Source organism: Pseudomonas sp. PL-6, assembly GCF_054110165.1.
In genome coordinates, this window is the sequence record NZ_CM134189.1 from 1,256,108 (window position 1) to 1,269,202 (window position 13,095).

Annotated in this window: 13 protein-coding genes and 3 pseudogenes; 7 read left to right on the forward strand and 9 right to left on the reverse strand. The window is 64.5% G+C overall.

All coding sequences use genetic code 11. The annotated features are described in order from the left end of the window. Positions 1–159 precede the first annotated feature (159 nt). Positions 160–534 carry a histone-like nucleoid-structuring protein MvaT gene (gene mvaT, locus ACW9UL_RS05650; protein WP_021442678.1) on the reverse strand — a complete coding sequence of 125 codons (375 nt, stop codon included), beginning with the start codon at positions 532–534 and terminating at the stop codon, positions 160–162. Between the two features lie 303 nt (positions 535–837). Here mvaT and purU point away from each other — a divergent pair, with 303 nt between their 5' ends. From purU to ACW9UL_RS05665, 3 genes are all read left to right on the forward strand, one after another. After that, complete coding sequence (purU, locus tag ACW9UL_RS05655; RefSeq protein WP_457789432.1) at positions 838–1,689, forward strand: formyltetrahydrofolate deformylase; 852 nt, start codon at positions 838–840, stop codon at positions 1,687–1,689. 45 nt (positions 1,690–1,734) lie between these two features. After that, positions 1,735–2,160: a CBS domain-containing protein gene (locus ACW9UL_RS05660; protein ID WP_021442680.1), complete on the forward strand. Its 426-nt coding sequence runs from the start codon at positions 1,735–1,737 to the stop codon at positions 2,158–2,160. A 198-nt stretch (positions 2,161–2,358) separates the two neighbouring features. Beyond that, positions 2,359–2,532 (forward strand): hypothetical protein, encoded by a 174-nt coding sequence (locus ACW9UL_RS05665; RefSeq protein WP_021442681.1) that lies wholly within the window; start codon positions 2,359–2,361, stop codon positions 2,530–2,532. A gap of 42 nt (positions 2,533–2,574) precedes the next feature. Here ACW9UL_RS05665 and ACW9UL_RS05670 read toward each other — a convergent pair whose 3' ends face one another. Continuing rightward, complete coding sequence (locus tag ACW9UL_RS05670; RefSeq protein ID WP_457789434.1) at positions 2,575–4,452, reverse strand: methyl-accepting chemotaxis protein; 1,878 nt, start codon at positions 4,450–4,452, stop codon at positions 2,575–2,577. Between the two features lie 157 nt (positions 4,453–4,609). Here ACW9UL_RS05670 and ACW9UL_RS05675 point away from each other — a divergent pair, with 157 nt between their 5' ends. Then, positions 4,610–6,094, forward strand: coding sequence for a helicase HerA-like domain-containing protein (locus ACW9UL_RS05675; protein WP_397496264.1), 1,485 nt, complete (start codon positions 4,610–4,612; stop codon positions 6,092–6,094). Positions 6,095–6,216: 122 nt separating this feature from the next. Here the strand turns inward: ACW9UL_RS05675 and ACW9UL_RS05680 are convergent, their stop codons facing one another. Together ACW9UL_RS05680 and ACW9UL_RS05685 are read right to left on the reverse strand one after the other, a co-directional pair. Further along, the gene (locus ACW9UL_RS05680) at positions 6,217–6,429 is read right to left on the reverse strand and encodes a hypothetical protein (RefSeq protein WP_122107604.1); all 213 of its coding nucleotides are present in this window, start codon (positions 6,427–6,429) and stop codon (positions 6,217–6,219) included. Positions 6,430–6,676: 247 nt separating this feature from the next. Next, positions 6,677–7,451 (reverse strand): annotated as a pseudogene (locus tag ACW9UL_RS05685) (aldose 1-epimerase). A gap of 100 nt (positions 7,452–7,551) precedes the next feature. Here ACW9UL_RS05685 and ACW9UL_RS05690 point away from each other — a divergent pair. Further along, the gene (locus ACW9UL_RS05690) at positions 7,552–8,307 is read left to right on the forward strand and encodes a FadR/GntR family transcriptional regulator (protein WP_397485782.1); all 756 of its coding nucleotides are present in this window, start codon (positions 7,552–7,554) and stop codon (positions 8,305–8,307) included. Between the two features lie 7 nt (positions 8,308–8,314). On the opposite strand, the gene ACW9UL_RS05695 is transcribed toward ACW9UL_RS05690, so the two are convergent. Then, positions 8,315–9,217: an EamA family transporter gene (locus ACW9UL_RS05695; protein ID WP_457789437.1), complete on the reverse strand. Its 903-nt coding sequence runs from the start codon at positions 9,215–9,217 to the stop codon at positions 8,315–8,317. Between the two features lie 103 nt (positions 9,218–9,320). Beyond that, a pseudogene (locus ACW9UL_RS05700) lies at positions 9,321–10,130 on the reverse strand (TRAP transporter large permease); the annotation flags it as partial. 189 nt (positions 10,131–10,319) lie between these two features. Between ACW9UL_RS05700 and ACW9UL_RS05705 the strand changes: the two are divergent. After that, complete coding sequence (locus tag ACW9UL_RS05705; RefSeq protein ID WP_457791016.1) at positions 10,320–10,508, forward strand: hypothetical protein; 189 nt, start codon at positions 10,320–10,322, stop codon at positions 10,506–10,508. A 276-nt stretch (positions 10,509–10,784) separates the two neighbouring features. Here the strand turns inward: ACW9UL_RS05705 and ACW9UL_RS05710 are convergent, their stop codons facing one another. The 3 genes from ACW9UL_RS05710 to ACW9UL_RS05720 form a co-directional block, all read right to left on the reverse strand. Beyond that, positions 10,785–11,135: an antibiotic biosynthesis monooxygenase family protein gene (locus ACW9UL_RS05710; RefSeq protein ID WP_457789438.1), complete on the reverse strand. Its 351-nt coding sequence runs from the start codon at positions 11,133–11,135 to the stop codon at positions 10,785–10,787. Between the two features lie 40 nt (positions 11,136–11,175). Next, entirely contained in the window at positions 11,176–12,150 is a 975-nt protein-coding gene (locus ACW9UL_RS05715; RefSeq protein WP_397496268.1) for a zinc-dependent alcohol dehydrogenase family protein, read from the reverse strand. Positions 12,151–12,297: 147 nt separating this feature from the next. After that, complete coding sequence (locus ACW9UL_RS05720; protein WP_021445912.1) at positions 12,298–12,600, reverse strand: ArsR/SmtB family transcription factor; 303 nt, start codon at positions 12,598–12,600, stop codon at positions 12,298–12,300. Positions 12,601–12,868: 268 nt separating this feature from the next. Between ACW9UL_RS05720 and ACW9UL_RS05725 the strand changes: the two are divergent. Then, positions 12,869–13,094, forward strand: a pseudogene (locus ACW9UL_RS05725) (enolase C-terminal domain-like protein); the annotation flags it as partial. Position 13,095: the final 1 nt, after the last annotated feature.

The following is a 13,095-nucleotide window of genomic DNA, read 5'->3' on the forward strand; positions in this document are numbered from 1 at the left end:
CCTGTGGCAATTGCCGGCTGGGCGTTGGCCGTGGCCCGCGCGGCAAACTTGCGGGGCGCCGGACGAGTTGCCGGCAACAATTGCGCCGGTCATCCCGCGGCAAAATAACGGCAATAAAAAACGCCAGCAGGGCTGGCGTTTTCGGGTATTGCGCGAGGCTTAGCCGAGCAGGGTGGCCCAACCTTCGACGACGTCGGCGCCCCACTTGGCTTTCCACTCTTTCAGGGTCTTGTGGTTGCCGCCTTTGGTTTCGATCACTTCGCCGCTGTGCGGGTTCTTGTACTGCTTGACCTTGCGCGCGCGCTTGGTGGCAACTGGCTTGCCGGCACGCGGGGCCTTGCCGACCTTGGCTTCCGGGTCGAGCAGGGCAATGATGTCGCGCAGGGACTTCTGATATTCGCCCATCAGGGTGCGCAACTTGCCTTCGAATTCCAGTTCCTTTTTCAGCTTGTCGTCTTGCGACAGGTTCTTCAGGCGCTCTTGCAGCTCCTTGATGGCTTCTTCGGTGGCGCGGTATTCATTGATCAGCGACATGGACTTTACCTTGGCGTGAATAGGTTTAAAAAGTGAGCAGTGAGGCAATAATAGTCACGCACTTATAACAAGTAAACAGTGTCGGAGAAAATAGCCGCGGCGCACTGCAAGGTTTTGTAACCACGGGCTTTAATTTAAACCGGGTATTTCCGCGCTGGCCGAAGTTGCCTGTTTTTCCGCCGCGTCGATATTTTTCCGCGCCGGCCAGGGGTTGCCACGGGTGCCCAGCCCTCCGCGCTACTGCAGTTTCCCCGGCTTGTCGCTAGAATGGCCGACTTTTGCGCCGTCATTGGGGTTTTGTATATGCGCACGTTCAGACTGGTCATCGCCTGCCCGGATCGCGTCGGCATCGTCGCCAAGGTCAGTAGTTTCCTGGCGACCTACAACGGCTGGATCACCGAAGCGAGTCATCATTCCGATACCCAGAGCGGCTGGTTCTTCATGCGGCACGAGATTCGCGCCGATTCCCTGCCGTTCGAGCTGGAGGGCTTCCAGCAGGCCTTCGCGCCGATTGCCCGCGAATTCTCCATGGAGTGGCGCATCACCGACTCGGCGCAGAAGAAGCGCGTGGTGCTGATGGCCAGCCGCGAGTCGCACTGCCTGGCCGACCTGCTGCACCGCTGGCACAGCGACGAGCTCGACTGCGCCATTCCCTGCGTGCTCTCCAACCACGACGACCTGCGCAGCATGGTCGAGTGGCACGGCATCCCCTACTTCCATGTGCCGGTCGATGCGCAGGACAAGGCGCCGGCCTTCGCCGAGGTGGAACGCCTGGTCAAGCAGCACCAGGCCGACGTTATCGTCCTGGCGCGCTACATGCAGATCCTGCCGCCGGCACTGTGCGCCGAGTACGCGCAGCGGGTGATCAACATCCACCACAGCTTCCTGCCGTCGTTCGTCGGCGCCAAGCCCTACCACCAGGCCTCGCTGCGCGGGGTCAAGCTGATCGGCGCCACCTCGCACTACGTGACCGAGGAGTTGGACGCCGGGCCGATCATCGAGCAGGACGTGGTGCGCGTCACCCACCGCGACGATATCGAGGAAATGGTGCGCCTGGGCAAGGACGTGGAGAAGATGGTGCTGGCGCGTGGGCTACGCTATCACTTGGAAGACCGGGTTCTGGTGCACGACAACAAGACGGTGGTGTTCGACTGATCTTGCGCCGTGGGCCGAACCGATGCTCGCCAGAGGAGATCGCCCATGCTCAAGTCCATCAAGGTGCGGGACTACATGACCCGCCATCTGGTGACCTTCAGGTCGGATACCGATCTGTTCACCGCCATCAACCGCCTGCTGGAGCACCGTATCTCGGCGGCGCCGGTGGTCGATTCCCAGGGCCACCTGATCGGCCTGCTGTCGGAGGGCGACTGCCTGCGCGGCATCCTCTCCGGCGCCTACTACGAGGCCATCGGCGGCAACGTCAGCGCCTACATGACCGCCGAGGTCGAGACCATCTCGCCGGAGGCGGACATCATCGAGCTGTCCGAGCGCTTCCTGCGCGGTCGGCGTCGGCGCCTGCCGGTGGTCGAGGACGGTCACCTGATCGGCCAGATCAGCCGCCACGACGTGCTGCGGGCGGTCAAGGAGTTCGCCCAGCATGAGCAGGGCAAGCTGGAAGCCGGTTAGAGCCTGTTCAAAGTCTGCTGCGCGTCGGTACTGCTGCGTTAAAAACAGGCTTGGAATGCTCATTTACAACTCGTAAAGTCGCCCGCGACTCCGACCGTTCCTCGCCTGTTTTGACCAGCCGAAGGCTGCTGCTAGCGTAGCGCCTTGCATTGCTCTAGCTCGCGAGACTTTGAACAGGCTCTGAGTGAGGAGGACTTGATGAGCGATCCACTGGACAAGGCGACATCCAAGGCGCCGCCGACCCTGGGCGAGGGCTGCGTGCGCCGTTACGACCCGGACGCCTTGAGCGAGGACGACGGCACCGAGTTCGCCGAGGCCGCCGAACTGTGGCGGCAGCTGCAGGAACAGGCGCCGCCTGAGCCCGAGCCATAACGATCCAGGGCGCCGTGGCGCCCTTGGTCTCGTTTCGCGTACTCAGATGCGGAAGCTGTCGACCAGCTGTTTGAGGCGCGCGGCCTGTTGCTCCAGGTCGCCGCAGGCGCGCAGGGTGGCCTGCAGGTTTTCCACGCCCTCCTGGTTGAGGGTGTTGATCTCGATGATGTCCATGTTCAGCGACTCGATCACCGAGGTCTGCTCCTCGGTGGCGGTGGCCACCGACTGGTTCATCCCGTCGATCTCGCCGATGCGCGCGGTGACGGTGCCCAGGCGTTCGCCAGCCTGGTTGGCGATCGCCACGCTTTCCTCGCTGTAGCGCTGGCTCTCGGTCATGGTGGTGACCGATTCGCGCGAGCCGATCTGCAGTTCCTCGATCATCTTCTCGATTTCCTGCGCCGACTCCTGGGTACGGTGCGCCAGGTTGCGCACTTCGTCGGCGACCACGGCGAAACCACGGCCGGCCTCGCCGGCGCGGGCCGCCTCGATGGCGGCGTTGAGCGCCAGCAGGTTGGTCTGCTGGGAAATGCTCTTGATCACCTCGAGAATCTGGCCGATGTCCACGGTCTTGCCATTGAGCATCTCGATCTTGGCGCAGGCGTCGCTGATCTTGTCCGACAGCTCGCTCATCGAGGAGATCGCCTGCTGCACCACCTTGCCGCCGTCCTCGGCCTGATGGCGGGCGTCGGAGGCCTGGGTCGAGGCGTCGGCGGCGTTACGCGCGATCTCCTGGGCGGCGGCGCCCAGTTCGTTGATCGCCGCGGCCACGCTGTTGGTGCGGCTGGCCTGCTCGTCGGAGTTGGCCATCGACGAGTTGGAGGCGTTGACCACCAGCTTGGCCACCTCGTTGACCTGCACGGTGGCCGAGGACACCTCGCGGATCGAGCTGTGGATGCGCTCGACGAACTGGTTGAAGGCGCGCGCCAGGGCGCCGAACTCGTCGTTGGACTGGATCGCCAGGCGCTTGGTCAGGTCGCCCTCGCCCTGGGCGATGTCCTGCATGGCCTTGCCCATGGCGTTCAACGGCTGCATCAGCACGCGGATCAGCACGCCGAGCAGGGCGATGATCAGCACCACGGCGATGACGGTGGCGACTATGGCCGAGGCGCGGAACTCGGTGAGCATCGCGTAGGCCTTGGCCTTGTCGATGGACAGGCCGACGTGCCAGTTGACCGAAGGCAGGCCCTTGACCGGGGTGAAGGTGAGGATGCGGGTGTTGCCGTCTTGTTGCGCCTCGCTGAACTCGCTGCTGATGCGCGGAGTGTTCTGCGGGTAGATGTCCTTGAGGTTCTTCATCACCAGGCTCTTGTCCGGGTGCACCAGGATCTTGCCGTCGGCGCTGACCAGGAAGGCGTAGCCGATGCCGTCGAAATCCAGGGCATTGATGATGTCGACCAGGGTCTGCAGGCTGAGGTCGCCGCCGACCACCCCGGCCGGCCTGGCCGGCGTGGCGATGGTGATGATCAGCTCGCCGGTGGCGGCGTCGACATAGGGCTCGGTGAGGGTCGTGCCGCCGGCGGCCAGGGCGTCCTTGTACCAGGGCCGCGTGCGTGGATCGTAACCCTCCGGCATTTTCTCGTCCGGGCGCATGGTGAAGTCGCCGTTCTCGGCGCCCAGGTAGGTGAAGGCGAAGGAGGAGGTCAGCGCCTTCTGCTCCAGCAGCTTGACCACGCGATCCGCGCTGCTGTCGTTGACGATCGACTGGGCGGCGCTTTCCACCAGGAGGATGCGCCCGGACAGCCAGTTCTGGATGTTGCTGGCGGTCACATCGCCCATTTCATGCAGGTAGCTCTCCAGGTCCGCACGGATGGCGTTGCGTTGCAGGTAATCGTTGTAGAGGGTGAACAGGGAGAAGGCGACTATCACCACCAGCGATGCTGCGAGCAGGATCTTGTGGCTGAACTGCAGGTTTTTAGTCATGTTGTCTTGCGTCCGGAAGGCTCTGGAACCAGTCTTGTGTTCCACGAAGCCGCCAGTGGGGCGGTTCGTGGGAGATTGTGGCGAAGGCAATTCGCCTTTGGTCTGATGCCTATGTCGGCATACCTGCAGTAAAGCTTTAACCCAGGGGATGGCAAAGATGCCTTTGATTTCGCAGTTCGTACTGGGCGCCGGCAGCGATGGCCAGCCCGTCGGCCAGCCGTTGCGCCTGGCCAACCGTCACGGCCTGATCGCCGGCGCCACCGGCACCGGCAAGACGGTGACCCTGCAGCGCCTGATCGAGACCTTCAGCGACGCCGGCGTGGCGGTGTTCGCCGCCGACGTCAAGGGCGACCTGTGCGGCCTCGGCGCCGCCGGTGCGCCGCAGGGCAAGGTCGCCGAGCGCATCGCCAGCATGGCCTGGCTGCAGCACCGGCCGCAGGCCTATCCGCTGTGCCTGTGGGACGTGCACGGGCAGAGCGGCCACCCGCTGCGCACCACCTTGAGCGAGATGGGCCCGCTGCTGCTCGGCGCCCTGCTGGAACTGACCGACAGCCAGCAGGCGGCGCTCTACGCCGCGTTCAAGGTGGCCGATCGCGAGGGTTTGCTGCTGCTCGATCTGAAGGACCTCAAGGCGCTGCTCGGCCACCTCAAGGACAACCCGCAGGTGCTCGGCGAGGACAGCGCGCTGTTCACCAACACCTCGGCGCAGGCGCTGCTGCGGCGCCTGGCCAGCCTGGAGCAGCAGGGCGCCGAGGCGCTGTTCGGCGAGCCGGCGCTGCAACTCGAGGACCTGCTGCACCCCGATCGCGACGGCCGCGGCCGGGTTCATCTGCTCGACGCCAGCCGCCTGGTGCACGAAGCGCCCAAGGTCTACGCGACCTTCCTGCTGTGGCTGCTGGCCGAGCTGTTCGAGCAGCTGCCCGAACGTGGCGACGCCGACAAGCCGGTGCTGGCGCTGTTCTTCGACGAGGCGCACCTGCTCTTTCAGGGTACGCCCAAGGCGCTGCAGGAGCGCCTGGAGCAGGTGGTGCGGCTGATCCGCTCCAAGGGCGTGGGGGTGTACTTCGTCACCCAGTCGCCCAGCGACCTGCCGGACGACGTGCTGGCCCAGCTCGGCCTGCGCATCCAGCACGGCCTGCGCGCCTTCACCGCCAAGGAGCAGAAGGCGCTGCGCGCGGTGGCCGACGGTTTCCGCCCCAATCCGGCGTTCGACAGCCTGAGCGTGCTGACCGAGCTGGGCATCGGCGAGGCGTTGGTCGGCACCCTGGAGGAAAAGGGTACGCCGGCCATGGTGCAGCGCGTGGCCATCGCCCCGCCGCAGTCGCGCATCGGCCCGCTGAACGAGAGCGAGCGTGCCGCCCTGGTGCGTCAGTCGCCGTTGGCCGGGCGCTACGACAAACCCGTCGACCGCGAATCGGCCTACGAGCTGCTCACCGCCCGCGCCGCCCAGGCCAGCGCCGAGGCGCCGGCCCAGCCGAGCGGACGGCAGAAGGCCGCGGCACCGGATCAGGGGCTGGGGCAGATGGCCGGCGAACTGCTCGGCGGGGCGATGAAGTCGGCGCTGCGCCAGGCGGCCAACCAGCTCGGGCGGCAGCTGGTGCGCGGGCTGATGGGGTCGCTGCTGGGCGGCAAGAGACGCTAGCCGGCGAGGGCAGGGTGGACAGGGCGAAGCCGGGTCCACCCTTTACCGGCGCCGGACAGGCCTGAGCGATCGCGGTAATAGCTGAGCGGCGATGAAACGCTAGTTCGACAGAGGGCCTGGCGCTATTCGCTGGCGGCGTCTTGCTTGTCCTGACGTTCTTTTTCGATCTTTTCGATTTCCTTATCGAAGGCCTGATCGAGCAGGCTTGGTTTCTTGCGCCAAGGTTTGCGGTCGGGGTCCGGCTGCGCGGCGTAGGTGATGACTTCCCCGCCGTATACATCCTTGTAACGCTGCGCCTGGCGCTCGAGTTCGGCGCGCAGTTCGTCTTTCGTCACTGGGTTTACCTATATGGTCTGGCGATCGACCCGCATGACGCGTGAAGCACTCCGCTTCACTGCTGCGGTCAGGGATCAATCTAGGGTGCTGCTGATGGTTTCGTTCGGCGAATACTTTGCAAAGTGTCAGAGCTTGCAAGTTTCCCGTTCTTATTCAGTTACTTATGTGTATGTAACTTTTTATAAATGAAGTTGCGAGAGGCAACTTGCGCGCCATTATCGCGAAGTGTCGGCGAATGTCCAGCGCTCAGTTATCGAGCGCCTGGCACTCCAGGCTGAACTGCAGCCGGCAACTTTGCCCCGGCGTCAGCAGTTGCAGGCCCGGGCGCCCCGGCAGGTGGTGGGCGTTGACCGGATGGCTGACCGGCTCGAAACAGAAGAAGTTCTGCTCCTGCGGGCAATACAGCAAGAAGAACTCGGCGCCCTCGGCGTGGCAGAGCAATTGATAGCCGGCCTCCGGCTGTACGATAAGCGCGCTGCCCGGCCAGCCAGTAAAGGCATTGTCCAGCGTCTGTGCCGGCAGGGTGGCAAGTTCGGCGAAGTTTCAGGCCGCGGGTAACTCGGCCAGTTGAGTGGAGAGTTTGTCGGCGTCGCACAGCCATACTTGCCAGGCCTGCGCTTGCAGGCGGGTATGTGCGGTGCGGGTGATATAGGGATGCAGGCCGAGGCCGTACCAGGTCGGCCGCTCGCCGAGGTGGGTGGCCTGCAGGCGCAGGCTCAGGCGCCCGTCCGCCAGTCGCACCCGCAGACGCGCGCGGTAAGGGGAAGGGCTGCAGGCTGTCCAGTTGCAGGGTGGCGCTGTCGGATGTCGCATCAACCAGTTGCCAGGTTTGTTGCCAGGCGCTGCCGTGGATCGGCAGCGCCTCGTGCGCGGTGTTGGCCGCCAGCGCCTGCCCGTCGCTGTGGCGCAGCAGCGGCCAGTCGTCGCTCAAACGGGTCCAGTTGACCAGGCTGGCGCCCAGTTCGGGGGCCAGGGTCAGGCGGGTCAGGCTGTCGTGCCGGGTCAGCAAGGTGGTCGGCATCTGCCGCTCCGGTGTCGCTATTTGTCGGGAATTCATAGCGTCATCGTACAACTGCTGGGCTATGATTGCGGCTTAGCCGTCAGCCGAGAGCGCTCCTGCCATGGAAACCCCCAACGCCCAACCCCGCGCCCGCCGCAAGCACCGTAGCCTGGCCCAGGAGTTGGTGGCCGAGCTGTCGCAGCGTATCCGCGACGGTGCAATCAAGCGCGGCGAGAAGCTGCCCACCGAGTCGGCGATCATGGAGGAGCAGGGCGTCAGCCGCACCGTGGTGCGCGAGGCGCTGTCGCGGCTGCAGGCCGCCGGTCTGGTGGAAACCCGCCACGGCATCGGCACCTTCGTGCTCGACACCCCCAGCCCCAGTGGCTTTCGCATCGACCCGGCGACCATCGTCACCCTGCGCGACGTGCTGGCGATTCTCGAATTTCGCATCAGCCTGGAAGTGGAGTCCGCCGGCCTGGCCGCGCAGCGCCGCAACGAGGCGCAACTGAAGGCCATCCGCGAGGCGCTGGACGCGATCAACGAGAGCGCGGCGCACGCCAGCGACGCGGTGTCGTCGGATTTCCAGTTCCACCTGCGCATCGCCGAGGCCACTGGCAACCGCTACTTCACCGACATCATGAGTCACCTGGGCACCAGCATCATTCCGCGCACCCGGGTCAATTCCGCCAGCCTGGCGCGCGACGACCAGGCGCATTACATGGCGCGCCTTGCGCGCGAACACGAGCAGATCTTCGAGGCCATCGCCCGCCAGGACTCGGAGGCGGCGCGCGCCGCCATGCGCCTGCACCTGACCAACAGCCGTGAGCGTCTGCGTCAGGCTCATGAAGCCGCCGAGGCCGAGGCGCTGCACGGCTGAGCCATGGCTAGCGGCGGTAGGCCAGCAGGACGATGCCGCCGACCACGATCAGCCCGCCGACCACCTGCAGGGCGCCGAGCAGCTGATCGAGAATCAGCCAGCCGAACAGCATCCCGGCCACCGGCTCCATGTTCATCACCGGCGCGTTGCGCGCGATATCCAGGCGCGGCATGCAGATGAACAGCACCGAGAACGCCGTGCCGTAGAGCAATACCAGGCAGGCCAGGGCGACCCAGCCGACCACCGCGTCGGGCAGACCCAGGCCGCCGGGCAGGGCGCCGCTGGCACCGACCATGGCCGAGGCGCTGAACACCACGGCCATGGTCAGCATGCTGCGCACTCGCCCGGGCATCGCCGACAGCCGATGTTCGGTGACCCACAGGGCCACGGCGAATACCGCTGCCGCGGTGAGGCTGAACGACACCCCTTCGATCCAGCGCACGTCGAGCTGGGCCTGACCGGCCAGGCGCGCCGGCACGTCCAGCACCAGCACCAGGCCGAACAGGATCAGGCCCATGATCAGCGCCGCGCGGCCGGTCGGTCGCGGGCCGCCGAGGGCCCAGGTGAGCAGCGCCAGGAGGATCGGCGAGAGGTTCACCACCAGCAGCGCCAGGCCCACCGGGATGCGCGCCACCGCCGAATAGATGCAGAAGCTCTGCACAGCGATCAGCAGCCCCAGCACCAGCTGCCAGCCCCAGGTCTGACGGCTCAGGCGCAGCGAGTCGCGTTGCCACAGCACCAGCGCGGTGAGCACCAGGAAGGTCACCCCAGAACGGCAGAGGATCGCCAGCAGCAGGCCGGCGTCGTGGTCGAAGGCGATACGCGCGGCGATATGGTTGCCGGCGAAGGAGCAGGCCAGGGTGGCGAGGATCAGCGCGGCGATATGCCGGGGGAACGGGGCGGCGGGCATGGCGGGGCGTTACGTCCTTATAAAGCGAGAGCCGCCAGGCGGCGGCTCGGGGTGAATGGGGCAGGCCCCGCTCCCGCAGGACGGGAGTGGGGCGGGCGCGGGTTCAGGGCACCACGCTGGGCAGCCACAGCGAGATGGCGGGGATGTAGGTGACCGCCATCAGCACCGCGAACAGCGCGGCGTAGAACGGCAGCAGTGCTTTCACCGTGCTCTCGATGCTGACCTTGCCGATGGCGGCGCCGACGAACAGCACCGCGCCCACCGGCGGGGTGATCAGGCCGATGCCCAGGCTGACCAGCATGATCATGCCGAAGTGTACCGGGTCGACGCCGAAGGAGGTCACCACCGGCAGCAGGATCGGCGTGAGAATCAGGATCAGCGGCGCCATGTCCATCAGCGTGCCCAGGGCCAGCAGCATGAAGTTGACGCACATCAGGATCACGTAGCGGTTGTCCGACAGGGTCAGGAAGGCCGTGGTGATCTTCGACGGAATCTGCATCAGGGTCATGATGTAGTCGAAGCTGGCGGCGAAGGCGATCAGGATCATCACGATCGACAGGGTGCGCACCGTGCGGTGCAGCATCTTCGGCAGTTCGCTCCACTTGTAGTCGCGGTAGATGGACATGGTCACGAAGAAGGCCCAGACCACCGCCACCGCGGCCGACTCGGTGGCGGTGAACACGCCGCTGAGGATGCCGCCGAGGATGATCACCATGGTCATCAGGCCCCACAGCGCCTCGACGCAGATCTTCAGCGCCTGGCGCAGCGGAATCACCTCGCCCTTGGGGTAGTTGCGCTTGCGCGCGAACAGCAGGCATAGCGCGGCCATGGTGAAACTGAGCAGCAGGCCCGGGCCGATGCCGGCGACGAACAGCGCGGCGATCGACACCGTGCCGCCGGCGGCCAGCGAGCGAACAAGGTGAGAAACGGCTGGACACGCGCACCCTTCGTCTCTTTTGATTAAGGTTGTATGACAACGTATCTCGCGTAAATCCGGGCCCGCGCCCTGGGTAAGGTGCCCGGACTCCCGAGGGGCAGAGCATGAGTCGAGAAACTCCCGATTCGCGCGCCGCCCCTGATCGACGTGGCCAAGGTGGCCGGCGTGTCGCCCATTAGCCTGTCCCGCGCCCTGGGCTGTCCCGAGCTGATTGGCTTCGGCGACCTGTCCTGCGCGGCGCACACCCATCCGCCGCTGACCACCGTGCGCATCGACGGCCCGCGCATCGGCCGCACCATCGCCGAACCGGCGCTGGTGTACCAGCCGTTGCGCCTGGATGTGGGGGCGAGGTGATCGAGCGGGGCGTGGGTGAGGGGAGTCGAGCGATGGGCAGTCGATAGCGCCCTCGATGGGCCCCCGCGCGCCCCAGGTTATTTGGCGGCCCAGTCTCCGATCAGCGGCTATTTAGCTTGATCGCAATAAGATCACCACACTGAACAGCTGAATTTGACCTGACAGTCGCGGGCCTCAAGGCAGGTAACTGTCAGATCAACTTATGATCACTGCAAATTAGCGACATCTGGTCCGCATGTTTCTGACAACGGCCAATTCTTTGCAGCCCACAACCGCCTAAGACACCGGCATTGCCCGGTCAAAGATGCTGTTTTGATCGTCATCCTCTCCCGTAGCAAAAGCCGCTCCTTCAATGTGATAGACCGTCGGCTCTTCGGAAAAATATTCCTCCAGGCCCAGCATGAACAGCCGATGGTCTTCGCTCGCTTCGAAGCCCGGCGTGTGGTCCTCGAGTGAAGCCCAGCGCACGATCAGGTTGAATCGCTCGGGGGTTTCGATTCCTGGCGCGAGCATGTGGCCGCCATAGCCCTTGGCGCGGCGGAGCAAAGGTGCAACCTCGGCAAATGCGCGTTTGAACTGTTCAATCTGTTCTTGGTGAACGGGCAGCAGTGCGATTTCATAAATCATTGCGGTATTCCTCTAGAGCAAGTTCGGCAGTTGCATGCCCTTACGGGGCGAGCGAGGGCTCGACGGCAATCGCGATTTTTCCCCGCAGACCATTGTTGGGCGTCTCCAGCAGGGCATGGGCGAGCCCAATGTCGGCAAGTGAATAGACCGCACCAACATGGGGCCGCAGTTGCCCGCGCTCGACCAATGCCTTCAGTTCATCGAGCTTGCCGCGGTTCTGGCGGGTGAAGACAAAGTGGTAACTGGCATTCTTGCCCCAGGCCTGAATGAGGTTCTGCGGCTTGGCGATGTCCACGATCGAAACCACCCGGCCGAGCTGGGCGAGCGCGTCGGGGCTACGGGTCAAGGTGTCGCCGCCGATGGTGTCGAAGATCACATCGACGCCCTGGCCATCGGTTTCCCGCAGGATGGCGTCCACGTAATCCTCTTGTTCGTAGTCGATGACCACGTCGGCACCCAGCCCCCGGGCGAACTCGAAGTTCGCTTCGCGCACGGTGGTGAACACCCGCGCGCCAATGGCCTTTGCCACCTGGATCGCGACATGGCCCACGCCGCCCGCGCCGCCGTGGATCAGAATGCTTTCCCCGACCCGGAGCGATACACGCCCGACCAGGGCTTCCCATACCGTCCCGCCTACCAGCGTCAGGCTGGCCGCCTCGAGATGGCTCAGCGACGCCGGCTTCTTGCCGATGATGCTTTCGGAGGCGACGTGGTACTCGGCATAGCTGCCGTCGCCTTCGAAGATTTGCGTGGTGTACCAGACTTCGTCGCCTGGCACGAAGCTCGTTACCCCTGGGCCGACGGCTTCGACGACGCCGGATACGTCATGCCCGGTAATGGCGGGGAGAGGCACGTAGTCGACGTAGTCGCCCCGACGTACCTGGTAATCCAAGGGGTTGATGGAGGTTGCGTGAACCCGCACCAGCACTTGTCCCGCTTGCGGCACCGGCTTGGGTACGTCACGCAGCTCGAACGATTGCGGGCCGCCGAATGAGTTGAGAATTTGCGCTTTCATGGTAGTTCCTCGTTTCTGGAAAAAGGGATATAGGGAATTTTCGATATATAGAGTCAAAGAATTAACGGGTCTTTCCTACGATCTCTCTATCGTGAGTGCTTCGGTAAAAAGGGATATCGGGAATTATCGATGTTATGCGTGAAAAAATTACAACTCCTTGCCTATGATCTCGGCCAGAGCACGGATGTTGGCTTCATTGCGCTTGTAGTAGGTCCACTGCCCGATACGGCGGACTTCGACCAGTCCTACTCGCTGCAGCGTGGCAAGGTAATCGGACACCGTCGACTGCGACAGACCGACACCTTCCTGAATACTGCTGACGCAGACGCCCACGGTATGAACGTCCCCTTCATCCTGTGGAGGAAAGTTCTTCACCGGATCCTTCAGCCCCTTGAGGATTTCAAGGCGGGTCGGATTTGAGAGGGCTTTGAATACATTGATCAGTTCCATGGCGCGATAATATCGAGATTTACCGATATGTCAATGCGAAAATCATCCGCCCGTCGGACGGCTAATCCCAAGGGGCCGCCTCCAGGGGCAGTCGAGTTGCGCAGCACATCCCAAATTGGCCAGCCTCTCGACGGGGGCTCGATCTGCACTCGCCTTTTACCGCCCGCTCGCCGTCGAGGTCATTACTGCGCCCGCCTGAATGAAGCTGACGGTTCCGCCTGTGAGTGCCTCAATCGCGCCAGCGAGGTGCCTTGGAACGGCTCAAGTTCGGTTCGACACGCCGATCGCCACCGGCGAGATGCTCACCAGCCCGGCCGAGCACAGGGAGTTCATCCGCCGGCGCGCCGCCGACATTCCTAATGCCCGATGCGCCGCGGGTCGGCGGCAGCACCCCGTATCTGCGCATGCAGACCCTGGCCGAGCAGGCCGGCATGAGCTTGGCGCCGCATTTCGCCATGGAGCTGCGCGTGTACCTGGCGGCTAGCCTTAGGCGCG

What these genes read in the sequence shown, in the direction of transcription:
- ACW9UL_RS05720 (WP_021445912.1), bottom strand. Translation starts at nt 12,600, where the DNA reads ATGGAACTGATCAATGTATTCAAAGCCCTCTCAAATCCGACCCGCCTT.
- ACW9UL_RS05715 (WP_397496268.1), bottom strand. Translation starts at nt 12,150, where the DNA reads ATGAAAGCGCAAATTCTCAACTCATTCGGCGGCCCGCAATCGTTCGAG.
- purU (WP_457789432.1), top strand. Translation starts at nt 838, where the DNA reads ATGCGCACGTTCAGACTGGTCATCGCCTGCCCGGATCGCGTCGGCATC.
- mvaT (WP_021442678.1), bottom strand. Translation starts at nt 534, where the DNA reads ATGTCGCTGATCAATGAATACCGCGCCACCGAAGAAGCCATCAAGGAG.
- ACW9UL_RS05665 (WP_021442681.1), top strand. Translation starts at nt 2,359, where the DNA reads ATGAGCGATCCACTGGACAAGGCGACATCCAAGGCGCCGCCGACCCTG.
- ACW9UL_RS05675 (WP_397496264.1), top strand. Translation starts at nt 4,610, where the DNA reads ATGCCTTTGATTTCGCAGTTCGTACTGGGCGCCGGCAGCGATGGCCAG.
- ACW9UL_RS05660 (WP_021442680.1), top strand. Translation starts at nt 1,735, where the DNA reads ATGCTCAAGTCCATCAAGGTGCGGGACTACATGACCCGCCATCTGGTG.
- ACW9UL_RS05710 (WP_457789438.1), bottom strand. Translation starts at nt 11,135, where the DNA reads ATGATTTATGAAATCGCACTGCTGCCCGTTCACCAAGAACAGATTGAA.
- ACW9UL_RS05690 (WP_397485782.1), top strand. Translation starts at nt 7,552, where the DNA reads ATGGAAACCCCCAACGCCCAACCCCGCGCCCGCCGCAAGCACCGTAGC.
- ACW9UL_RS05670 (WP_457789434.1), bottom strand. Translation starts at nt 4,452, where the DNA reads ATGACTAAAAACCTGCAGTTCAGCCACAAGATCCTGCTCGCAGCATCG.
- ACW9UL_RS05695 (WP_457789437.1), bottom strand. Translation starts at nt 9,217, where the DNA reads ATGCCCGCCGCCCCGTTCCCCCGGCATATCGCCGCGCTGATCCTCGCC.